The organism is Longimicrobium sp. (assembly GCF_035474595.1).
GTDB lineage: Bacteria > Gemmatimonadota > Gemmatimonadetes > Longimicrobiales > Longimicrobiaceae > Longimicrobium.
Map to the genome: position 1 here is coordinate 20,891 of NZ_DATIND010000110.1, position 22,939 is coordinate 43,829.

Here is a 22,939-nt window from a genome sequence, read left to right on the forward strand (position 1 = left end):
CTCAGGCCACCGAGCGGTTGGTTTCGGGCGCCGCCACGACGTCGCGGTACAGGGCCACGTACTCCTCCGCCATCCGCCGGGCCGTGTAGCGCCGCAGCGCCCGCTTGCGCGCGCCCTCGGCCAGCCGCTGGACGCGCACGGGGTCGCGCGCCAGGCGATCGAGCACCGCCGCCAGCGCCTCCGCGTCGCCGCTGGGAAAGAAATCCGCGCACCCGTTCCACAGCTCGCCGAAGGTGCCGATGTCGCTGAGCAACAGCGCGCAGCCGTGCAGCGCGGCCTCCAGCGGCGCCAGCCCGAACGGCTCGTAGCGCGACGGGGCGACGTAGATCGTCGCGCGCCGCATCCACGCATCGACTTCCGCGCGCTCCACGCGGCCGTGCATCGCCAGGTTGCGCGCCCGGAAGACGCTGCCGTGCGGCGCCACCGTCTCGCCCAGCACGTGCACGGGCGGCGCATCCGCGCCCAGCATCCCCACCGCCTCGTCGAGCACGTCCACGCCCTTCCCCTGGTCCCACGCGCGGCCGACGCAGAGCACCAGCGGCTCCGTGCGCGCCGGCGGCTCATCTCCCGACGTTTCCACGCCGTTGTGGATGACGTGGGTGGCGTGCAGGCCGTAGTGCCGCCAGAGGAGCGCGGACTGGTACTGCGTGGGCGTCACCACCGCGTCGGAGGCGCGGATGCCGTCGCTCACCCAGCGCGCGTACGGCGCCCACTCCGGCGGCGCCTCGCACTCGTGGATGTGCGTCCACCAGCTCAGCACGTCGCTGTGCACGGCGGTCACCACGGGGCAGGGGAAGCCGAACGCCGCGTAGGCCAGCTGGTTGAGATGGACCACGTCCGCCGCCCAGAGCTGCGCCAGCTCGCGCAGCCACTTCGCGGCGGCGCGCACGTCCTCTTCCGCGCCGGCCATCCACTCCAGCCGGTACGTCCGCCACGTCACCTGCACGCCGGCGGGGATGCGCGCCAGCCGCTCGTCGCGCGGCTCGCCGATGGCGGCGATCAGCACCTCGCACCCCATGGCGTCCAGCTGCCGCGCCAGCGTCACGGTGTAGTCCCACACGCCGCCGACGGTGTCGGTGCTCAGGAGGATCTTCATCGCCCGTAGATGCGGTCCAGGACCCGCGCGACCTCCACCAGCCGCTCGCAGGCGGGGTCGAACCGCTCGCCCTCGGCCAGCCGCCGCGCCCAGTCCGCCGCCGCGCGCCCGCCCCACGCGTCCGGCGGGCTGGCCAGCGTCTCGCGCGCGGTGCCGTGGTACAGCTCGGCGGTGAAGTCGTAGAACGAGCCGCCCACGTTCCTCAGCGCCGCGCCGCCGCCGGTGCCGTAGAACGCGGCCCCGATCACCGCGTCCTGCCCGGCCGAGACGCGCCACGAGCAGGTGAGGTTCACCGCCGCCCCGCCGTCCACCCCCACCGCCGCCGTCGCGTAGTCCTCGCAGACGTCGGGAGATGCGGGGAGCGCGGTGCCCTCCCGGAACAGGCGGCTGGAGACGGACTCGACCGTCGGCCAGCCGAGCGTCCACAGCGCGAGGTCGACGAGATGGACGCCCAGGTCCATCACGCACCCGCCGCCGGAGAGCGCGGGATCGTAGAACCACGGCTTGTCGGGGCCATAGGCGTTGTGGAAGACGAGATCGACCGCGAACACCTTCCCCAGCTCGCCGGCGCGTATGCGCTCGCGGATCTCCCGCATCCCCTCGGTGAAGCGGTAGCTGAAGTCGACGGACAGGAGACGGTCGGCCGCGCGCGCGGCGTCCACCACCCGGCGGGCCTCGGCGGCGGTGCGGCCGAGCGGCTTCTGGCAAAACACCGCGGCGCCGCTCTCCAGCGCGCGCACCGACTGCTCGGCGTGCAGCGCGCTGGGCGTGGCGATGACGATGCCGTCCAGCCCCATCGCCAGCAGCTCGTCCAGCCCGGAGGCGACCTCGGCCGCGGGCGCCGCCTCCTTCGCGGCTGCGATCATCCCGGGTGAGGTGTCGGCGATGGCGGCGATCTCGGCCACGCCGGTGTTGGCGATGGCCTCCATGCGGTGGCGGCCGATCCACCCCACGCCCAGGAAGCCCAGGCGCGGCGTGGACAGCTCGGTGGCGCCGGAGTGGGCCAGCTCGTCCGCGGAAGTCGGCGCGGTCAGAAGGTCGGTCACGGGTCGATTCGGTGCGTGTATTCAGCTCTCATGGATCTTCACGCAGAGGCACGGAGCCACGGAGGCACGGAGAACTGCGAACGGTCAACCGGATTCCTCTGTGGCTCCGCGTCTCTGTGCCTCTGTGTGAAATCTTCTTTTTCCTTCCTACATCGTGATCAGCGCCTTCAGGAAGCCGTCGGGCCGGTCGCGGGTGGCGTCCAGCGCGTCGCCCAGGCGGTCGAGCGGGAAGGTGTGCGTGTAGAGCGGCGTGGGATCGAGACGCCCGCTGGCGACCGCGTCCACCGCGGCGCGGATGCCGTCCACGTACACCCGCGGGTCGCGCTCGTGGGCGTTGATCACGTCCAGCCCGCGCCAGTTCCACATCTGCATGTTCACCTGGCGCGGCCCGTCCTGATGGTACCCGGCGATCACCAGCCGCCCCCGCTCGCGCGTCAGCTCGGCCGAGAGGTCCAGCGGCCACTGCTTGCCGACGGCCTCGATCACCCGGTCGCAGAACACGCCGCCGGTCAGCTCCTTCACCCGCTCGATGATCCGCCAGTGGTCGTCCATGGGGACCAGCTCGTCGGCCCCCATCTCCCGCGCCACCTCCAGCGAAAAGGGGCGCCGGGAGATGGCGATCACGCGCGCCCCGGCCTCCTTCGCCAGCCGCGTCAGCAGCGCGCCCAAGAACCCGATGCCCACGATCGCGACCGTCTGCCCGGACGAGATGCCGCTCCTGCGGTAGATGTTCATCGCGCACCCCAGCGGCTCGCCGGGAAACGGCTTCCCCTCGAGCGACGCGGGGAGCGGCACCACCGCGGAGGCGTCGGCCAGGTCGTACTGCGCGTAGGCGTTGTACGTCAGCGCGGCGACCCGCATCCCCTCCACCAAGCCCTCGACGCCCTCGCCCACGGCGTCGATCACCCCCCATCCCTCGTGCCCCAGCGCGCCGGGGTCGGTGGGGTACTTCATCCACTCCGCCCCGCCCCAGGGGGTCAGGTTGCTGGCGCAGACGCCGCATCCCTCCAGCCGGATGCGCACCTGCCCGGCGCCGGGCTCCGGCAGCGGAACGTCCTCCAGCACCACCTGCCCCGGGCCCGCCAGGCGGGCGGCCTTCATCGTGTCGGTCGCGGTCAGCATCCGTGCGTCGTGTCGGTCGGAAAAGGAATGGGGGAGATGGAGATTCAGTCGCCGGCCGAGGCCTCGGCGAGCACCGCCACCGATGGCCCGGGGACCGCGGAGCGCGGCACGGCGGGGGTGTCGAGGTTGGCCTCGTGCAGCCACCCGGCCAGCTTCTCCAAGCCCTCCTGCCAGCTCGTCTCCGCGCGCCACCCCAGCACCGCCTCGGCGTGGCGGGTGTCGGAGACGTAGACCTTCTGGTCGCCCGGGCGCCAGTCGGCGTAGGTCACGGGCACGCTCGCGCCGGTGATCTCGCGCAGGCGGTCGATGACCCCCGTCACCGACACCGCGTTGCGATGCCCGCCGCCCACGTTGAACACCTCGCCCGCCACCGTGTCGATCCGGTCGGTCGCCAGCCGCATGGCGCGCACGAGGTCGTCGATCCACAGGATGTCGCGCACCTGGCAGCCGTCGCCGTAGATGGTCAGCGGCTCGCCGCGCAGCAGGGCGCGGCCGAAGTGTGCCACCCACCCCTGGTCCTCGGTGCCGAACTGCCGCGTCCCGTAGATGCAGCTCATGCGGAAGACCACCGTGGGCAGCCCGTAGATGCGGGCGTAGTCGTGCACGTACTGGTCGGCCGCGCCCTTGCTGCACCCGTAGGGCGAGTGGAAGTCCAGCCGCGCGTCCTCGCCGATCCCCCGGCGCCCGTCGCCGTACACGTAGCGGTCGCCGTCCAGCGCCACCGGCACCTCCTCCATCTCGCCGTAGACCTTGTTGGTCGAGGTGAAGAGGACCGACGGGGGGTTCAGCATCGCCCGCGCGGCCTCGAGCACGTTGAAGGTGCCCAGGATGTTCGTCTCCAGGTCCGTGGCCGGGTCGGTGAGCGAGGTCGTGACCGCGACCTGCGCCGCCAGGTGGAACACGTGCCTGCTCTCGCGCACCAGCGGGCCGATGCGGGCGCCGTCGCGCACGTCCACCGTCTCGATGCGCACCCGCTCGCCGTGGCGCCGCTTCAGCCAGGCGGCGTTCATGCGCACCCCCTCGCGGCTGAAGTTGTCGGCCACGATCACCCTGTGGCCGTCGCGCAGCAGCGCGTCGGCCAGGTTGGAGCCGACGAACCCGGCGCCCCCGGTCACCAGCACGTAATCGCGCTTGCCCATCATCGTCGTCCCCTCCCTCACAGCGTCAGTCCGCGTGCGGCAAGCTCGGCGGCGTGCGCCTCGACCGTGCTCTCGGGCCGCTCCTGTTCGCGCAGCCACCCCACCAGCTCCTCCATCCCCTCCCGGAACGACACCCGCGGCTCGTAGCCCAGCACCTCGCGGGCGAGCGAGATGTCCGCGTAGCAGTTCCGGATGTCGCCCACCCGGTACTTCCCCGTCACCTCGGGCTTCACCTCGCTCCCCAGCACCGAGGCCAGCGTCCCGGCCACCTCGCGCACCGTCACCGCCCGGCCCGAGCCCACGTTGAAGGCCTTCCCCACCGCCGCCTCCTCCTCGGCCGAGAGCAGCAGCGCCTGCACGATGTCGTGCACGCTCACGAAGTCGCGCCGCTGCTCACCGTCCTCGTAGACCAGCGGCGGCTGGCCGTTCAGCAGGCGCGACGAGAAGATGGCCGCCACGCCGGTATAGGGGTTGGAAAGGGCCTGCCGCGGCCCGTAGATGTTGAAGAAGCGCAGCGCCACGCTGGGGATGCCGTACGCGGCGCCGATCATCAGCACCATGCGCTCCTGGTCGGCCTTGGTCAGCGCGTAGATGCTGGTGGAGTCCAGCGCCTTCCCCTCGTCGGTGGGCACGGGGGAAAGCTCCACGCCGTCGGGGTCGCACAGCTCCCACTCGTGCTGCCTGAGCTGCTCCAGCGAGCGGGTGCTCACGCGCGGCTCGCGCCCGTCGGGGCGGGTGTAGCGCCCTTCGCCGTAGATGGACATCGACGAGGCCACCACCAGCCGCTCCACCGCGCCGCGCTCGTCCACCAGCGCCTGCAGGAGGTTGGCGGTGCCCAGCGTGTTCACGGCCGTGTAGTCGGCCACCTGGTACATCGACTGGCCCACACCCACCGCGGCGGCCAGGTGGTAGACGGTGTCGATGCCGGCCAGCGAGCGGCGGACGGCGTCGGCGTCGCGCACGTCGGCCTGCACGAACTCGGCGTCGGCGGCCAGCCACGCGGGCCTGCGCCGCGCGGGGCCGTGCACCTGCGGGTCCAGGTTGTCGAAGATGCGCACCGTGTCGCCCCGGGCGAGCAGCGCGTCCACCAGGTGGCTCCCCACGAACCCCGCACCCCCCGTCACCAGAACTCTGCGAGCCACTGAAGCTCCTCCGCTGTTCACGTAAAACGTGCCCGCCCACCGGGCGCGTCCCGCCCAACCCTACCCGGATCCCCTCAAGAAAAGGCGGCTTCGCATCGCACCCGAATTCGCTTTCACTCCTCGCTCCCCGGGATAAAAGGGAGCAAGGTGATGGCGAGAATCGGACCAGACGTGTAGCACACCGTCCCACAACGACTTCGGTCACCTTCCGTGGCTTGGCGGGGGCGCCGTGCACCCGACGGCCAAGCCCCGGCGGCGCGATTACCCCGCGGCGGCGGCCGGCGGCGGTGCCAGCCGGGCGTCGTACTCCGCCGCCCAGCGCTGCAGCCGCAGGTTCACCTCGTCGGCCCACACGCCGGCCACCAGGCGCTGGGCCAGCCGCACGCCCAGACGCTGCTCCTGCACCCGCCCCGCCTGCTCCCCGCGCCCGCGCTCCAGCAGCTCCGCGGCCTCCATCTCCAGGGCGAAGGCCAGCCTGTCCAGGTCCGTGAAGATCCGCCCTCGGAGGTCCGCCGCTTCCGGGGCCTCTACGGGTGGAGGGGTGCTGAGCATTTGCAGGAGCCGCGGGTGCGGGGCGATCTACCCTCCGTACGCTTCCGTCCGGAATCGCCCGCGTACCTGGCGCAACATGTATGCCGTGTACTCATTCCCGTTACGACGCGGATCGGCTCGGAATTCGCGGCCTGTTCATCCAAGTACCGCACCCACAGAAGTTTGCAGGTGCCGATGGAAGTGGACGGACGGATGGAGAAGAGGATTTGCAGAAGGCGTACAGAGAGATGCGCCGGAGCGCGAACGGTCCGCGCGGGCTCCGGTAGATTCAGAGCCGTCGGACGACGGAGGCGGGCGACGCCACCGGAACCGCGACCCCGGCGAAGTCTTTCTCGTCGCGCGTAACGATGAAGTCGGCTTCCGCCTTCAGGGCGCATGCGGCCTGCACCCCGTCTTCGTAGTCGCGCAGCCCGAGCGCCAGCGCGCGGACGAGATCGCCCTTCTCGACGGGTACGATCTCGACGATCGGAAGCAGGTCCGAGATCACCTCGGCGGCCGTGACGCGGCCCATCTGTTTCGCCGCCAAGTAATGGATGGTCGTGATCGTATGCCCCGCCACGAGCACGATCGCGCGCCCGTGGGCTGCGGCCGCGAGAATCTCACCCGCATCGTCGGCCCATGGAGCCCGGTCGAGGATCGCGTCCAGGAGCACGTTGATGTCCAGGAGCAGCCTCACCGGAGGTACTTCTCCTCAAGGTGCCTGTGATAGTCCTCGATGTCGACATCGCCCTTCACGGAGCCCATCAGCCGCTGCACGACGGGCGGGAAGTGCTCGCGCCGCGGCCGGTCGAGCGGCAACGAGGCGAGAAACTCGTCCACCAGCTTCGAGATGCTGGTGCCGTGCTGCTCGCTGTAGCGCCGCGCCCGCTCGATCGATGCGCGCTCGACCGACAGGTTCAGGCTTTCCTTGGGCATGACTTCCTTCCGAGTAATGCGCATGCTTCTTGGAGAAGTATGCGCATACACTGGGCGGGCGTCAACTGCTCCAGCCTCGCGCGAAGCGCGGCCAGCTTCGTTTCCTGTTCTCGACATTGTGACAGGCTGAGGTTGGAGTGTGTGTCGGGATCTCTTGTGGTTGTGCGCCGCCCTCGGCAGAGGCGAATCTGCGGAGCGGTGAGTTCGTTACGGCGCGCATCGGGAACGCCGCCAACCATAAAGTGAGCGCGGATCGTTGTCCAGATGCTTCCGTCCACGGCGGGTTGAATACGCCACCGGTCTAACGTTTTGTTCGAGCGGTGCCCGTCCACTTGCGTGGGGGCGGCCCTTGGATCGTGTTGTAGACAACTCACTGGACACGATGATCCTGCGTGCGGATCGGCGTCGCGTGGGGGATGAGGCGAGAGTAGATTGCGGCCCGCGCGGCGCTCGTGACCGGCCACGAATCCGGCGTTTCCGATGTATCCGCCGCGTAGCAAAATGACGAGCGCTGAAACTTCCCCGGCCGGTTCGGCGTGGAGCATGCGTGATTCCTGAACGCGCAGGCTGACCGGGAGAGAGCCCGAACGTGACCGAACCCAGCTTCCACCGACGCCACGACGATCCGTCCCTGCTCGCCGACGAGCCGGAGCTGGAGCGCTGGCAGCAGGAAGTGGCCGAGGCCGAGGAAGAGGCCAAGTCCGCCAAGCCGCTGGCGTGGGTGCGCTGGCTGGTGGTGCTGGCGCTGCTCGCGCTGGCCGTGCACCTCATCATCCCGCAGCTGGGAAGCCTGCAGGAATCGGCCAAGGTGCTGAAGACCATGCGCCCGTGGGCGGTGGCGCTGGCCATCCTTTCCGAGATCCTGAGCTACGTGGCGCTGGGCTACATGATGAAGCGCATCGTGGGCCTTACCGGGCAGGTGCTGACGCTGAACCGCGCCTTCGCGGTCACGCTGGCGTCCGGCAGCGTGGGGCTGATCGCGGGCGGGCTGGTGGGGATCGGCGGGAGCAGCTTCCGCTGGCTGCGCGACGCCGGGATCCGCGCGGAGGGCGCGCTGCTGGCCGGGTGGCTGCCCACGCTGCTGAACGCCGCGACCATCGCCGTGTTCGCGCTGATCGGGATGGTGGAGCTGGTCATCTTCCAGGACCTGTCGCCGGCGCTGTGGATCGCGTTCAGTCTGTCGCTGGCGCTGCTGATCGTCGTGGCGGTGGCGCTCTTCTGGGGGTCGAGCCACCGCGAGGCGGCCAAGGACAAGCTTTGCCGGCTGCAGGCGCGGTGGGCCCGGCTGCGGAAGAAGGAGCCCACTCCCGAGAAGCTGATGGGCACGGTGGACCGCCTGTTCGACGCCTTCCACATCCTGAAGACGCGTGGGTGGAAGGCACCGGTGGCGGCGGCGGCGCTGGGCGTGGTGCTGGACATGGGCGCCATGTTCTGGCTCTTCATCGCCGCCGGGCGGCCGGTGACGCCGGGGAAGCTGCTTTCCGGCTACGCGCTGCCGCTGCTGATCGGCAAGGTGGCGGTGATCCCCGGCGGCATCGGGCTGGTGGAGGGGACGATGATCGCGCTGTACCACGGCTTCGCGGTGCCGACGGCCACGGCGGTGCTGGTGGTGCTGGCCTACCGCGTGATCGCGTTCTGGATGCCGAACCTGATCGGCCTGGGGATGATCCCCCTGCTGCACATCCCCACCAAGCGCAGCGGGCGCGACCTCCAGCATCCCCACTGGAGGCGGCGCCAGACGGACAAGGAGCGCGCCGAGGGAACGCCCGCGGCGGATTGATCGCGATCTTCCCATCCCTCATCGCGAAATCCACATCTCCAATCTCCCATCCACTACCGGATTCGGAGATCGATCGTGCGATCCGGAAGCGCACCGGTCACCGGCGACTGAAGTCGCAGCGTCGCAGCAACAACTACGGGAAGCCTCGCAAACTGCGCGAGGCTGATCCGCTCATTCCCTGGCGTCGGCGCTCACGATCCCATCTCCCCAGGGTACTTCGTTCGGATCGCCGGCTGGAACGCCGCCGGGCCCGGGCCACAGGGCTTCTTCCTGCGGCGGGCCACCGCTGGAGCGCGGCGGCGAGATCGCCAACTACGTCATCGGAAGATGGTGGGGCGCAGACGGGCGTTGGCGTGCGCCCGCCGATATCGCACCGCGACGGTGTGATGGCCCTCTCATTCGTCCCAATCGATATGTCGGAAATTTCCGACATATCGATCCGGCGCCAGAATGGAAGCCCGCTCTCTCTCCGCGATTGGATCAGCGGTTTTGGCCTCTGGCGCGGGTACGCACTGGCGGCTCGTCGCTCACCAGATCCATCTGATAAACGCAGTTGAGAGCGTATCCACCCGCGCTGCAGCTGCGGGGCTGAACGTGGACAGTCTCACCGCTGGCTGAATAGATAGACAAATACGGGAGCATCATCCCATCGCCAATCTCCTCATCTTCCATCTCCCCCTTCCTTCTTTCATCGTCTGCTCATCGTAAGTCGTTCTGCCGCAACGGTCGTGGCCGCGCGGTGGCACGGGGCTGGCGCTGGCGCGGGTAGCCCGCCGACCCTCGGCGGCATCCACCGCCCGCGCCTTCCGGATCCGTTGCAGCAGCCCGCGCTCGACCCCGAAGCCGTCCTTCCCCCGCTGACGCCGCCGGGCGCCGCGACCGGCGCGGAGCTGGCGCACGAGGCGCAGGAGCTGGCGCGCGCGGCGGAGAAGCCGAAGCGCCGGCCGTGGCTGCGCTACCTGCTGATGGCAGCGTTCCTGGCGCTGGCGGTGAAGCTGGTGCTGCCGCAGCTGGGGCCGCTGCAGGACTCGGCGGTGCTGCTGCGGACCATGGTGCCGGGGTTTCTGGCGCTCGCAGCGCTGGTGCAGGTAGGGAGCTACGTGTGGAGCGGGGTGATGCTGCGCGACATCGTGCGGCTGACGGGCGACGAGCTGTCGGTGGGGCGGGGGACGGCGGTGTCGGTGGCGTCGGGGAGCGTGGGGCTGGTCGCCGCGGGGGCGATCGGGACGGCGGGGTCGACGTTTCGCTGGCTGCGCGACGCGGGGGTGAGCCCCGAGGGCGCGCTGCTGGCCAGCTGGCTGCCGACGATGCTGAACGCGGCGGTGATGGTGGCGTTCGGGCTGGTGGGGACGGCGGAGCTGCTGCTGCAGGGCGGGATGTCGGTGGCGGAGGGAACGGCGCTGGCGGTGGCGTTCTCGCTCGTCGCCGCCGCGTGCGGGTTCCTGTGGTGGGCGGCGGGGCACCCCGCGCCGGCGGAGCGGAGGATCGTGGCGCTGGAGGCGCGGTGGGCGCGGCTGCGGAAGCGGCCCGCGCGCGAGGCCGCGGTGCGCGACCGCGTGCAGGCGACCTACGCCGCGCTGGAGCTGCTGAAGCGGAAGGGGTGGAAGCGCCCCGCGCTGGACTCGGCGCTGATGATCGCCTTCGACGCGCTGACGCTGTGGCTGGTGTTCGTGGCCATGCTGGACGTGGTGAGCCCGCACGTGTTCTTCGCGGGGTACGCCATCCCCCTGCTGATCAGCAAGTTCGGGGTGGTGCCGGGCGGGGTGGGGCTGGTGGAGGGGATGATGGTGGCCGTCTTCCACCACGTGGGCGAGCAGACCTCCGTCGCCGCGCTCGCAGTGGTGGGATACCGGCTGCTGGCGTTCTGGCTGCCGAACCTGATCGGCTTCGGCGTGGTGCCCTTCCTCCAGGCCGGGCCGCGCGGCGCGAGACGGAAGAGCTCACCCATAGACGCGTAAGAAAAAGCCGGTCTGTGGACGCTCAGGCGGTGGGGACGGGCGACGGCGCTTCGGTCTCGACGGGACGGCCCTCGCGCGACCAGCCGGCGAAGTCGCCCTGGAGGTGGACGACGTCGCTGAAGCCGCGGGCCTTGAGGAGGGAGATGGCCACGCCGGCGCGGGCCCCGCCCTGGCAGTGGACGACGAGGGTGCGGTCGCGCGGGAGCTCGCCCAGGTGCTCGGCCAGGCGCCCCAGCGGGACATTGGCCGCGCCGGGAAGGTGCCCCGCGGTGTACTCGGACGAGTTGCGCACGTCCACCGTCTCCACCGCGCCGGCCAGGGCGCGCCCGGCCAGCTCGTCGGCGGTGACGCCGTCCACCGAGCCGGCGCGCCCCGTCGCCCGCACGGCGGCGTCCACCGCCTCGGGGGGGAAGCAGCCCGCGACGTCGTCCAGCCCGATCATCGCCAGGTCGCGAATGGTGCCTGCGGCGCACTCCTCCTCCACGACCAGCCAGAGCGGGCGCCCGTAGGGGACGATGGAGCCCGCCCAGGTGAGGAACGAGCGGCCGAGCGGAACGCTGAGCGTGCCGGGAACGTGCCGCGCGGCGAAGGCGTCGCCGCGGCGGGTGTCGACCACCGTTTCGCCGGAGGCGGCGAGCGCGGCCAGCTGCTCGGACGGAAGGCGGCGGGGTGCGCGGAAGCCGCCCAGCACGCGCGGGCCGTCGCGGTTCACCCGCTTCATCTCCGCGAAGTACATGGGCGGCTCGGGCTGCCCCGCCAGCACGTCGCGCACGAAGGCGTCCTCGTCGCCCTCCGCCAGTCCCCGGTTGAACAGCTTCTCGTAGCCCAGCGTGGTGGACGGCACCGCGCCGAGCGACTTGCCGCACGCCGAGCCGGCGCCGTGCGCGGGCCAGAGCTGCACCCAGTCGGGGAGCGCGGCCTTGAAGCGCTGCAGCGAGCGGAAAAGGGCGCGCGCTCCGGCCTCCATCGTCCCCGCGTACTGGGCGGCGCGCTCCAGCAGGTCGGGGCGGCCCACGTCGCCCACGAACACGAAGTCGCCGGTGAACACGCCCATGGGGCGATCCGCGCCGGCGGTGTCGGTGACGATGAAGCAGACGTGCTCGGGGGTGTGCCCCGGCGTGTGCATCACGTCGACGCGCACGTTGCCAACCATGAAGCGGCTGCCGTCCTTCACCCGCACGGCCCCCGCCTCGTCCGCCCATCCGTATCGCCACTCGTCGCCCCCCTCGTCCGAGAGGTACGGCATGGCGCCGGTGCGCTGGGCCAGCTCGCGCGCGCCGGAGACGAAGTCGGCGTGGATGTGCGTCTCGGCCACGTGGGTGATGCGCAGCCCCTCGCGGGCCGCGGCGTCGACGTAGGGCTCGGCGTCGCGGTTGGGGTCCACCACCAGCGCCTCGCCCGTGGCGGCGCACCCCACCAGCCAGCTCGCGTGGGCCAGCTTGTCGTCGTAAAAGCGTTTCAGGATCATGGGATGGAAAGCTTCTCAAGCGGGCGGACGGCGTCAAGGGAGGGGGGTAAAAAAAGTGCGAAGGTGCGAAGGTGCGAAGGTGCGTGAGTGCGTGAGTGGTTCGCTGTTACTCTCGCACTTTCGCACTCTCGCACTTCGCCCCTGTCACGTCATCGCGAACGCCCGCTCCACCGCCACCTTCGGCACGGCGACGGCGGCGCGCGGAACCACCAGCACGTTGCAGCCGGCGCCGCGCAGCGTGGCCGCCGCGGTGCTCCCCAGCGCCAGGCGCGAGAAGCCGGAGCGGCCGTGCGTGCCCAGCACGAGCAGGTCGGCGGGCCACTCCTCGGCCTCGCGCACCACCTCGCGCGGCACCTCGCCGAAGCGCACGCGCGGCTGGATGCGGTCCGCGCGCGGGCGCTGGGCGACGAACTCGCGCAGCTCGCCCGCGGCCGCCTCGCGGAGCCCCTCTTCGCTCAGCGGCGGGGGAAGGAGCACGTCGAACCACACCACCATCAGCGTGCGCAGCTCCAGCGCGCCGCCGAAGAGCGCGGCGGCGGTGTCGGCGCCGCGGTCGTGCAGCCGCGCGCTCTCGTGCGACAGGTCGGTGGTCAGCAGCACGCGGCGCACGGGCGCGCCGAACGGCTGGTGCAGAACGAGGACGGGCACCGGCGAGCCGCGGATCACCCGGTCGGCCGTGGTGCCCAGCAGGTTGCGCCAGAAGCGGCCGCGGCGGGTGGCGCCCACCACCACCACCTGCGCCTTCTCGCGCGCGGCGACCTCCACCAGCGTGCGCCCGGCCGAGCCCTCGGCCGCGTGGCAGCGGATGCGCTCGTAGCCGAATCGCGTGACCTGCTGCCGCAGCCGGTCCAGCAGGTCGTGGCCGTACCGCGCACAGAGCCCGCCACCGGCATACGGCATGGACTGCGCGTACGCGGCCAGCACCGGCGCGGGCTTCTCGTACACGTGCACCACGTGCAGCGTGGCGCCCAGGCCGCGCGCCAGCTCCACCGCGGGCGCAAGCACCGGGTCTTCGCCCGCGTGCGGCTGGGCCGGGTCGTCGTGCGCCAGCGTGGCAACGCCCACCACGAGGGTGCGGATGGGTTCGGTCATGGGTCCTCCCGCGTGCGGCGGTCCGGACGGGCGCGCGCGGCACCCGCCTCCACCGGAAGCATGCGCGCGAGGGGAGGATGGGAATGTCGGGGGGACGGCGCCTGTCGTGTCGGGGAGCTCCCCATCCAATCAAAGTGCGAAAGTGCGTTGGTTCACTCTCGCACTTTCGCACTTTCGCACCATTCCCTTCAGGGAGAGAGCGGGAGGGTCAGCGAAAAGACGGAGCCCTTCCCCTCGGTGCTCACGGCCGTCAGGTCGCCGCCCATGCCGCGCGCCAGGTCGCGGGAGATGGCGAGGCCGAGGCCGGTGCCCTCGGCGGGGTGCGTGAGGGAGCGGCCCACCTGCACGAACGGCTCGAACACCGCCTCCAGCTTGTCGGCGGGAATGCCGATGCCGGTGTCGCGCACGCGGATGGCCACGCGGCCGTCCTCCACGCCGTGCTCCAGCGTCACGCGGCCGCCGGGCTCGGTGAACTTGATGGCGTTGGAGAGCAGGTTCAGCAGGATCTGGTCGAGCTTGGGGCGGTCGCCCAGCACGGTGGCCGGGGCGCCGGGGCGCACCTCCAGCGCGACCCCCCGCGTCTTCGCGGAAACGGCCACGATCTCCGAGGCCGCCTCGACCGCGTCCTGCACGGGGATGGGGTCGGCGGCGTAGGTGACCTCGCCCGCCTCCATCCGGCTGAAGTTCAGGATGTCGTTGATCAGCCCCAGCAGGTGCTGCTGGCTGCGCTGGATGCGGTGGAGCGCGGCCTCCTGCTCCTCGTTCACGGGGCCCTGGATCCCCATCGCCAGGAGCTGGGCGTAGCCGCCGATGGCGTTCAGCGGCGTGCGCAGCTCGTGCGACATGGCGGCCAGGAACTCGCTCTTCACCCGGTTGGCCTGCTCGGCCTCGCGGCGGCGCTGCTCCAGCTCCTCGGCCTGGGTGCGGAGCTGCTCGTTCAGCGCGCCCAGCTCCTGCGCGCGCGACTCGGCCATGGCGCGCGCGGTCTCCTCGGCGGCAAGGCGGCGCGCGTCGGCCAGCTCGCGCTGCATGGAGGCGCGGCGCTCGGTGAGGTCGCGGGTGACCTTGGTGAAGCCGAGCAGCTCGCCGCCGGGGGCCCGCAGCGCGGTGATCACCACGTTGGCCCAGAAGCGCTCGCCGTTCTTGCGGATGCGCCACCCCTCCTCCTCGAAGCGGCCCTCGCTCGTGGCCACCTCCAGCTCCCAGGGCGGCTTCCCCCAGCCGATGTCTTCGTCGGGGTAGAAGATGGAGAAGTGGCGCCCCAGGATCTCGGCTTCGCTGTAGCCGTTGATGTGCTGGGCGCCCTCGTTCCAGCTGATGATGTGGCCGCCGGGGTCCAGCATGAAGATGGCGTAGTCGCGCACGTTCTGAACGAGCAGCCGGAAGCGCTGCTCGCTCTGGCGCAGCTCCTCCTCGGCGGCGCGGCGCTCGGTCAGGTCGCGCGTGACCTTGGCGAAGCCCACCAGCTCGCCCATCTCATCGCGCAGCGCGGTGATCACCACGTTGGCCCAGAAGCGCGAGCCGTCCTTGCGGAGGCGCCACCCCTCGTCCTCGAAACGGCCCTCGCGCGTGGCCACCTCCAGCTCCCACGCCGGCTTGTTCCAGGCCAGGTCCTCGGCGGGGTAGAAGGTGGAGAAGTGCCGGCCGATGATCTCGTCGGCGGTGTACCCCTTCAGCCGCTCCACGCCGGGGTTCCACGTGAGCACGTGGCCGGTGCGGTCCAGCACGAAGATGGCGTAGTCGCGGACGCTCTCCACCAGCAGCCGGTGCAGGTCCGTGGTGTCGGCGGACAAGTCCGCGCCACCCCGGGCGGAGCGCGAGGGGTCGAAGCCCCCGTCCCGGGGGGAGGGGGTCCATCCGGGAGGCGAGTCCCCGGGATCGGCGGGCGATTTGCTCGGCATCACATCCGTTCCGAACCGGCGAGAGCATCGTGCAACCACCCCCGTCCTGCGACTCACGTGCCACATCGCCGGTTCGCGTAACCTTATCGTGATGCAAACCTTGCGCATCCGCGTGGAAACAGGCATCCCCGTGCATCACCATGACCCGCTGCGGCCGTGAACGCCGTTTACCTGCCGAACGGGGTGCAATGGTGGTGTGCAGCGGGCGATGCATTTCACCGCATCGCATTGCAACGGCAGGGGCCACGCGGGGTCAGCGGAAGCCGATCGAGGGCACCGAAGCTCCTCCGCTGACTCGTGACTCCGTGTGACCTCGACCCGATCGGGGGGATTCAGGCGCCGTACTTCTTCAGGCGATGCGCGTGGGCGAGAAGGACGGGCATCAGGTCCTTCGCCAGCAGCTGGCCCAGGCCGCCGCGCATGCACGGCCGCTCGCCGAATGTGGTGACCTCGTCCGGACGCATGGACGCGGGCGCCCAGAGGAGGAGGGGAACGGGGTGGAAGGAGTGCGCGCGCATCCGCGCCGGGGTGGAGTGGTCGCCGGTGACGCAGAGCACGTCCGGGCTCAGCTCCAGGATGGCGGGAAGCGCGGCGTCCAGCGCCTCGATCGCGGCGCACTTCCGCGCGAAGTCTCCATCTTCCCCGCTGCTGTCGGTGGGCTTGTGGTGCACGAAGAAGAAGTCGTGTGCGCCCCAGTGCCGCTTCAGCGCCCCCATCTGCTCGCCGATCGTGCTCCCCGCGTCCAGCACCGTCATCCCCACCAGCCGCGCGAGCCCGCGGTACGTGGGGTAGAGCGCCAGCGCGGCGGCGTTCAGCCCGTACGCGTCGGCGAACGAGGGGAAGTGCGGGAGGGCGCTGAAGCCGCGCAGGAGGAGATAGTTGGCCGGGTGCGCGCCGCGCAGCACCTCGCGCACCTGCCGCAGCATCTCGGCGGCGGCGCGGGCGGTGCGCTGCGAGGGCGGGTCGTCGCCCTGCGGATCGACCGGGCGGAGGGCGGTTTCCAGCGGGTCGGTGTCGTTCACCCGGTCGCCCAGCCCCGTCCCGCGGAAGCGCACGGCCATCCGGTAGTCGCGCACCGGCTCCAGCGTCAGCTCCACGCCGGGAACGGAGACGCGCTCGCGCAGCATCTCCACCAGCCGACGGCACTCGTCGGTGGAGATGCGGCCGGCGCGGCGGTCGGCCACGGTGCCGTCGTCGCCCAGCGTGCAGAAGTTGCCGCGCACCGCCACGTCGCCGGGGCCCACCTCCATCCCGATCCCCAGCGCCTCCAGGATGCCGCGGCCCACGGGGTGGGCCACGGGGTCGTAGCCGAAGAGCGCCAGGTGGCCCACCCCCGACCCGGGCGTGATCCCCGGCGCCACGGGAATGCTGAGACCCACCGTGCCCTGCGCGGCCAGGCGGTCCAGGTTGGGGGTGCGGGCCGCCTCCAGCTCCGTCTTGCCGCCGGGCGCCATGGGAAGTCCGCCCAGCCCGTCCATCACCACCAGCACGATCTTCGTTGGCGCGGGCTCCAGCAGCCCGTGCAGCAGCGCCTGCCCCGGCGTGAGGGGCACCCGTTCGTCGCTCACGCAGCCGTCTCCGTTCGTGGTCCGGCCGCCGCGGTCGCGAAAACCGCGCCGGAGGGTGCGGAAGTGCGTGAGTGCGGGAGTGCGGGAGCGCGGGAGTGCGCCGCCATCGTGTGCCGGGCTTCCGGCGCGCTTCGGCTACCTCGCGCCCTCCCCCGATGTTTCACACGCCGGCCAGCTCGGGCTCGGCGATCTGCTGGAGGACCGCCTCCACCAGCTCGGGCGCGAGGCGCTGCTCGCGCGACAGGATATCGGCGGCGGAGACGACGCCGACCAGGCGACCGGCGTCCACCACCAGCACGCGGCGCACGCGGTGGCGGGCCATGCGGTGCATCACCTCGGCCAGCGGCGTGTCGGGCGCCACGGCCACCAGCGGCCCGCGCGACATCACCTGCGCGCAGGTGCACGAGGTCAGGTGCCCGGCCGCCACGTGCCGCACCACGATGTCGCGGTCGGTGATGACCCCCACGGGGCGCATCTCCTCGCGGCTGCCCACCACCGGCACCATCCCCACCTCCAGGTCGCGCATGGCGACGGCGGCGCGGAGGAGCGGGTCTCCGGGCGTGACCGCCACCGGGTCGCGGCTCATCAGGTCTCGCGCGTTCATCGGGCCTCCTCCCGCGCCGCCCGCGCGGCGCCGTGAAAGGGCCGCCGGGCCCAGTGGATTGGGAGGGGCCCGGCGGCGGGCGACTGCGCCACGGCACGATGCCGCGGGTGCAAGACGGCGGCGACACGTTCCGCCGCCTGCCTCCGCATGATGCGCCTCCGCCGCCGCGCCGGGCGTCCGGTTCCGCTCGCCCGCCGCTGTCCGGACTTTGCGGACGGACCGTGCCGGACGAGGGGATCGCACGCGCGGGAACGACGAACCCCGCGAAGCTGTTGCGGCTACGCGGGGTGTTTTCTGCAGATCGACGCGCCTGCTCAGCGCATCGAGGCCAGGAGATCAGACACGGTCTGGGTCTCGGGATCGAACGTGCGTAGCCCCTCCCGCGCGGCAATCCTGCGCAGTGCAGCGTCGACCACCGCGAACACGACCGGCCGCGGATGCGAAGCAGCTTTCACGTCCAGCGCGCAGGCAAGGTGCAGGATGTCGAGCGCGCCGACGCCGGCTTTGCGGTGCGTTTCGATCAGAGCACGCGCGTTCGTGCGGATCCGCTGCTCCACGAGCACCTCCACGAAGTTGCCGGAATAGTCCTTGTGGAATTCTCCACGCGCGGAGCGGTACTCCGAGGCGGAGAACGTGCCGGTACGGAGCAGCTTGGCGAACACGGAAAGCGTCTCCAGGGCGACGAAGTCGGAAACCGCGGCGCGCCGGGAAGGCACGGCCTTGAGCGCCGCCTGCGCGGTGGCACTCCCGGGTTCCGTGGCGTACGCCTTGATGAGCGCGCTCGTGTCCCAGAACACCACTTCAGTCCCGCCCCTGCATCAGCGAGTAGAGGAACGCGAGCCACCGCGGACGTTTCTTGGCCAGGCGTCGCGGCCGGTTGAGAGAACCGGTCGGCATCCGGTACCCGGCGGCGATGAGGCGCGCATCCAGCGCACGCTCCTCGTCCGGATCCAGCCCTGTGCCGGGGGTGTTCGAAGCGTCGATGTGCGTGACCATACGCTCCTTTCACGGTAAGCAGAGTGGTGCTGGTCCAAATCTCGACACTTGTATCCCCCGGTCAAGGTCTCCATGCGGCCGCTTTGTGGCGGTGCGACGATCGCCAGCGCCGAAGACGCCAGCGATCGGAGCAGGATCTCACCAGATGCACGAAAGAGGCGGTCTTCGGCTCCAGCCATCCGCCGCCGTTGATCCGCGCTACCTCGCGCGGTATCGTACTCCGCGCCGCTCGGCGCACTCGCCGCCGGTCCTCCCACCTCCCCGCGCTCGTCTCCCGCCCGATGACCGAGCTGACGGACCGTTTCGCCGGCCTTTCCCGCGCCAAGCGCGCGCTCCTGGAAGCCATGCTCCGGCGCCCCGCCGCAGGCGCCATCCCCCGCGCGGCGGACGGGCCGGTGCCGCTGACGTGGGAGCAGCGGCGCCTCTGGTTCCTGCACCGCCTGGCGCCGGATGCGGCCGTCTACACCATCCCCATCGGCTACCGCCTGCATGGCGGCGTCGACGCGGCGGCGCTGGAGTCGGCGCTGCGTGCGCTGGCCGCGCGGCACGACGTGCTGCGGATGACGTTCGGGGAGACGGACGGCGAGCCGGTGGCGGCCACCAGCCCCGAGCCGCACGTCGGCTGGGAGACGGCGGACGTCACCGACCTCCCCGAAGCGGAGCGCGAGGCGGATGCGCGGCGGCAGGTGCGCGCCTTCCTCGCGCGCACGTTCGACCTGGCGCGCGGGCCGCTGATGCGCGCGCTGCTCGTCCGTGTCGCGCCGCGCGAGCACGTCCTGGTCATCGCCCTGCACCACGTCGCGGGGGACGGGTGGTCGACGGGAATCCTGCGACGCGAGCTGGGCGCGCTCTACGCGGCGGCGCGGGGTGGTACCGATGCCAGTCTCCCCCCGCCGGCGGCGCGGTTCCGCGACTTCGCGGCGTGGCAGCGGAAGGCGCTGGACGAGCGGACGCTCGCCGCGGACGCCGAGTTCTGGCGCCGCGAATTGGAGGCAGCGCCGCACGTCTTCGAGATCATCCCCGACCGCGCGCGGCCGCCGCTGCAGGGGCTCGGTGGCGCGAAAGCGGCGGCGGAGCTTGCGCCCGCGCTGACGGCGGAGGTGCGCGCGCTGGCGCGGCGCGAGGGGACCACGCCCTTCGCCGTCTTCGCGGCGGCGTGGGCGGCGGTGCTGCATCGCCACGCCGGCGCGGACGACTTCCTCCTGGGCACCCTGGACGCGAACCGGTGGATGCCCGAGACGGAGGGGACGATCGGCTTCTTCGCCAATACCGTCCCCCTGCGCTTCCGGTTCGATGGCAATCCGACCGTGCGCGAGGCGATCCGGCGCGCGCACCGCACCGTGGTCGGCGCGCGGGAGCACGCGCGGCTCCCGTTCGACCGCACGGTGGAGATCGCGGGCGTCCGGCGCGATCCGGCGCGGCCACCGCTCGTGCAGTCGCTCCTGGTCTACGGCGACAACGCCGCCGCGTACCCCTCGTTCCCGGGGATCGAAGCGTCGTACGAGGTGGTGGACACCGGCACCTCCGCGTTCGACATGGCGCTGGTGGCCGAGGAGATGGGCGGCCGTCTGCACCTGGAGCTGCAGTTCTCCACCGATCTTTACGAGCCGGCCACGGCGCACCGCCTCCTCCGCCGCCTCCGGGTGATGCTGGAGGGCTTCGCGAGGGATGTGGATCGCCCCCTCGCCGCTGTCCCCCTCGCGGACGCGGAGGAGGTGCGGCGGGTGACGATGGATTGGAACCGCACCGATCTCCCCATCCCCGCGCTCTGCATCCACCAGGCCTTCGAGCGGCATGCGCGCGAGCGGCCCGATCGGATCGCCATCGAGGCCGACGGCGATGGGGGGACGACGTACGGCGAGCTGAACGCGCGCGCCAACCGCATCGCCCACCGCCTCCGCCGCCTCGGCGCGCGGCCGGAGGCGCGCGTGGGCGTCTGCATGCGGCGCACGCCGGAGCTGGTCGCGGCGATGCTGGGCGTGCTGAAGTCCGGCGCCGCCTACGTCCCGCTCGATCCCGCGCATCCGCCGGCCCGCATCGCCGCGGTGCTGCGCGCGGCGGGGGCGCAGGCGGTGCTGACCGACGACGCGTCACGCGGCGCGCTGGAGGAGGCGGGCAGGGTGATGGCCATCTCCCTCAACTCCGCCGACTTCTCCGCGGAGAGCGACGCCGATCTGGCCGCGGCGGCGGCGCCGGGGAACCTCGCGTACGTCATCTCCACCTCCGGCTCCAGCGGCGTCCCCAAGGGGGTGGAGATCGAGCACCGGGGCGCGGCCGCGCTGCTGGAGTGGGTTCGGCGGACGGTGGCCGAGGAGGAGCGGGAGAGCGTCCTCGCCGCGTCCTCCGTCACCTTCGACCCGACGCTGATGGAGATCTGGGGACCGCTCTCGTGGGGCGGCCGGGTGGTGCTCACCGGTGGCCCGCTCGACGCGGTGCCCGACGGGAGCGCGCCCACGCTCGCCTTCATGGTTCCCTCCATCGCCGCGGAGCTGCTGCGCGAGCGCCGCTTTCCCGCCACGCTGCGCACGCTGATGATCGGCGGCGAGCCGGTGCCGCCGGCGCTCGCGCGTGACCTGTACGGAGCGGGGACGCTGCAGCGCGTCGTCAACGTCTACGGGCCGACGGAGGATACGACCTACTCCACGGCGTGGGAGGTCCCGCGCGACGTGCGGCGGATGGCGATCGGCGCTCCCCTCGCCAACGGCCGTGCGTACGTCCTCGACGCGGCGATGCGGCCGGCGGCGATCGGCGTCCCCGGTGAGATCTGGCTGGGCGGCGCGGGGGTGGCGCGGGGATACGCCGGGCGCCCCGCGCTCACCGCCGAGAGCTTCGTCCCCGACCCATGCGGAGCGCCGGGATCGCGGATGTACCGCACGCTGGACGCGGGGCGGTGGCTGGAGGACGGCACCATCGAGCACCTGGGCCGCCGCGACGCGCAGGTGAAGGTGCGCGGCGTCCGCATCGAGACGGGCGAGGTGGAGACGGCGCTCGCCGCGCATCCCGCCGTCGCCGGGGCGGCGGTGGACGCGCGGGGCGCGATGGAGGCGCGGCGGCTGGTCGCCTGGCTGGTGTCGCGCGACGGCGAGGCGCGGCCCACCTCGGCGGAGCTGCGGCAGCACCTCCGCGGCCGCCTGCCCGACGCGATGGTCCCCGCCGCGTTCGCGTGGGTGGACGCGCTCCCGCGGACGTCGAGCGGGAAGACGGACCGCCGCGCGCTTCCCGATCCCCCCGCGGACGAGGCGGCGGCGACGGGCCGCGCCACGCAGCCGCGCTCGCCGATCGAGGCGAAGCTGGCGGCGATCTGGGCGGAGGTGCTGGGGCTGGAGCGCGTGGGGATCCACGACGACTTCTTCGACCTGGGCGGGCACTCCATCATCGCCGCGCGGCTGGCCGCAAGGGTGCGCGCGGAGCTGGGGCGCGAGCTCCCGCTGGCCGCCATCCTCCGCGCGCCGACCGTGGCCCGGCTGGCCGGGGTGCTGGCGGGCGAGCGCGCGGCGGTGCATCCCCCGCTCATTCCCCTGCAGCCGCACGGCGGGCGCCCGCCGCTCTTCCTGGCACCGCCGGGCGGGGGCCACGTGGTGTGCTATCACCCGCTCGGCGGGCTGCTGGGCCCGGACCAGCCCGTTTACGGCCTGCAGGCGCGCGGCATCGACGACGGGCACCTGCCGCTGGAGACGGTGGAGGAGGTGGCCGCGTACTTCGCGTCGGCCGTGCGCGAGCTGCAGCCGGAGGGGCCGTACCTGCTGGGGGGATGGTCGTTCGGCGGGCTGGTGGCGTGGGAGATGGGGCGGCAGATGCGCGCCGCCGGGCACGACGTGGCGCTGGTGGCGCTCCTCGACACCGGCATCCCCACGCCGCGCGAGCGCATCGTTGACGACACGCTGGACCACGCGCGGGTGCTGCAGCGCATCGTGGCCGACCTGATCGGCTGGGCGGGCGCGTCGCTGGTGCGGGTGGAGAAGATCACGCATCTCCCCCCGCGCCAGCAGGCCGTCGAGGCGGTGCGGCAGGTGAATTCGCCGCGCGCGCTCCCCGAGTCGCGGGTGGACGAGATCCTGACGCTCACGCGCGTGCGGCTGGCCAACCTGTGCGCGCTGGTGAGCTACGACCCGCCGGTGTACGACGGCCACCTGACGTACGTCCGCACCGCCGCCAGCGACCGCGCGCTCCCGGTGGACGGCGCGATCGAGTTCTGGAGCTCGCGCGCGCTCGGCGGCGCCACCGTGCACCGCATCGCGGGGAGCCACGGCACGCTGCTGCAGCCGCCGTTCGTGGAGGACCTGGCCGCGCGCCTCACCCAGTCCCTCGCCGCCGCTCTGGCGCCGGCGTCCGACATCGCCGCCGGCGGGTGATCACTTATTCCGGATTCGGGGGGGATCGATCGTGCAAGCCGGCAGCGTACGTGCGACCTCGCCTGTAGATCCTTCGGCCTGCAACCACTCGTGCTGCGCAAAGATGGTGTGGTCGGCCTCAGGATGACGTCTCTCTGTGCATCTGCAATGCACGGTTGATTGCCGGATCTCGTACGATATCAGAGACGCGGAGCCGCGGAGAACGACG

17 protein-coding genes and 1 pseudogene are annotated in these 22,939 nt (G+C 72.0%); 3 read left to right on the top strand and 15 right to left on the bottom strand.

The window, feature by feature from the left end; translation table 11 throughout:
* Position 1 precedes the first annotated feature (1 nt).
* The 8 genes from VLK66_RS20135 to VLK66_RS20170 all read right to left on the bottom strand — a co-directional run bounded on the left by VLK66_RS20135 (position 2) and on the right by VLK66_RS20170 (position 7,012).
* Positions 2 to 1,096, bottom strand: a complete 1,095-nt coding sequence (locus tag VLK66_RS20135) for a glycosyltransferase family 4 protein (protein ID WP_325311267.1) — start codon at positions 1,094 to 1,096, stop codon at positions 2 to 4.
* On the bottom strand, positions 1,093 to 2,025 hold the full coding sequence (locus VLK66_RS20140) for a Gfo/Idh/MocA family protein (RefSeq protein WP_414676514.1): 933 nt from the start codon (positions 2,023 to 2,025) through the stop codon (positions 1,093 to 1,095). Before VLK66_RS20140 ends, VLK66_RS20135 begins: the two co-directional genes overlap by 4 nt.
* Before the next feature lie 264 nt (positions 2,026 to 2,289).
* Positions 2,290 to 3,264, bottom strand: coding sequence for an MDR/zinc-dependent alcohol dehydrogenase-like family protein (locus VLK66_RS20145; RefSeq protein WP_325311269.1), 975 nt, complete (start codon positions 3,262 to 3,264; stop codon positions 2,290 to 2,292).
* Positions 3,265 to 3,308: 44 nt separating this feature from the next.
* Positions 3,309 to 4,406 carry a GDP-mannose 4,6-dehydratase gene (locus VLK66_RS20150; protein WP_325311270.1) on the bottom strand — a complete coding sequence of 366 codons (1,098 nt, stop codon included), beginning with the start codon at positions 4,404 to 4,406 and terminating at the stop codon, positions 3,309 to 3,311.
* 14 nt (positions 4,407 to 4,420) lie between these two features.
* On the bottom strand, positions 4,421 to 5,545 hold the full coding sequence (locus VLK66_RS20155) for an NAD-dependent epimerase/dehydratase family protein (RefSeq protein WP_325311271.1): 1,125 nt from the start codon (positions 5,543 to 5,545) through the stop codon (positions 4,421 to 4,423).
* A gap of 261 nt (positions 5,546 to 5,806) precedes the next feature.
* Positions 5,807 to 6,097, bottom strand: coding sequence for a hypothetical protein (locus tag VLK66_RS20160; protein ID WP_325311272.1), 291 nt, complete (start codon positions 6,095 to 6,097; stop codon positions 5,807 to 5,809).
* A 268-nt stretch (positions 6,098 to 6,365) separates the two neighbouring features.
* Positions 6,366 to 6,773, bottom strand: coding sequence for a PIN domain-containing protein (locus VLK66_RS20165; protein WP_325311273.1), 408 nt, complete (start codon positions 6,771 to 6,773; stop codon positions 6,366 to 6,368).
* On the bottom strand, positions 6,770 to 7,012 hold the full coding sequence (locus tag VLK66_RS20170) for a DUF6364 family protein (RefSeq protein WP_325311274.1): 243 nt from the start codon (positions 7,010 to 7,012) through the stop codon (positions 6,770 to 6,772). The genes VLK66_RS20165 and VLK66_RS20170 overlap by 4 nt, the downstream gene beginning before the upstream one ends.
* A gap of 589 nt (positions 7,013 to 7,601) precedes the next feature.
* Here VLK66_RS20170 and VLK66_RS20175 point away from each other — a divergent pair.
* Positions 7,602 to 8,792 (top strand): lysylphosphatidylglycerol synthase transmembrane domain-containing protein, encoded by a 1,191-nt coding sequence (locus VLK66_RS20175; RefSeq protein WP_325311275.1) that lies wholly within the window; start codon positions 7,602 to 7,604, stop codon positions 8,790 to 8,792.
* A gap of 815 nt (positions 8,793 to 9,607) precedes the next feature.
* Positions 9,608 to 10,750, top strand: coding sequence for a YbhN family protein (locus VLK66_RS20180; protein WP_325311276.1), 1,143 nt, complete (start codon positions 9,608 to 9,610; stop codon positions 10,748 to 10,750).
* A gap of 22 nt (positions 10,751 to 10,772) precedes the next feature.
* Here the strand turns inward: VLK66_RS20180 and VLK66_RS20185 are convergent, their stop codons facing one another.
* From VLK66_RS20185 to VLK66_RS20215, 7 genes and pseudogenes are all read right to left on the bottom strand, one after another.
* A complete protein-coding gene (locus VLK66_RS20185; protein WP_325311277.1) occupies positions 10,773 to 12,218 on the bottom strand; it encodes an MBL fold metallo-hydrolase in 1,446 nt (481 codons plus the stop codon).
* Positions 12,219 to 12,362: 144 nt separating this feature from the next.
* On the bottom strand, positions 12,363 to 13,310 hold the full coding sequence (locus VLK66_RS20190) for a universal stress protein (protein WP_325311278.1): 948 nt from the start codon (positions 13,308 to 13,310) through the stop codon (positions 12,363 to 12,365).
* Positions 13,311 to 13,516: 206 nt separating this feature from the next.
* Positions 13,517 to 15,211, bottom strand: a pseudogene (locus VLK66_RS20195) (PAS domain-containing sensor histidine kinase); the annotation flags it as partial.
* A gap of 332 nt (positions 15,212 to 15,543) precedes the next feature.
* The gene (locus tag VLK66_RS20200; protein WP_325311280.1) at positions 15,544 to 16,779 is read right to left on the bottom strand and encodes a 2,3-bisphosphoglycerate-independent phosphoglycerate mutase; all 1,236 of its coding nucleotides are present in this window, start codon (positions 16,777 to 16,779) and stop codon (positions 15,544 to 15,546) included.
* 160 nt (positions 16,780 to 16,939) lie between these two features.
* Positions 16,940 to 17,383 carry a CBS domain-containing protein gene (locus VLK66_RS20205; protein WP_325311281.1) on the bottom strand — a complete coding sequence of 148 codons (444 nt, stop codon included), beginning with the start codon at positions 17,381 to 17,383 and terminating at the stop codon, positions 16,940 to 16,942.
* 314 nt (positions 17,384 to 17,697) lie between these two features.
* A complete protein-coding gene (locus VLK66_RS20210; RefSeq protein WP_325311282.1) occupies positions 17,698 to 18,180 on the bottom strand; it encodes a type II toxin-antitoxin system VapC family toxin in 483 nt (160 codons plus the stop codon).
* A 4-nt stretch (positions 18,181 to 18,184) separates the two neighbouring features.
* Positions 18,185 to 18,379, bottom strand: coding sequence for a hypothetical protein (locus tag VLK66_RS20215; RefSeq protein WP_325311283.1), 195 nt, complete (start codon positions 18,377 to 18,379; stop codon positions 18,185 to 18,187).
* Between the two features lie 281 nt (positions 18,380 to 18,660).
* On the opposite strand from VLK66_RS20215, the gene VLK66_RS20220 reads away from it, so the two are divergent.
* On the top strand, positions 18,661 to 22,731 hold the full coding sequence (locus tag VLK66_RS20220) for an amino acid adenylation domain-containing protein (protein ID WP_325311284.1): 4,071 nt from the start codon (positions 18,661 to 18,663) through the stop codon (positions 22,729 to 22,731).
* Positions 22,732 to 22,939 lie beyond the last annotated feature (208 nt).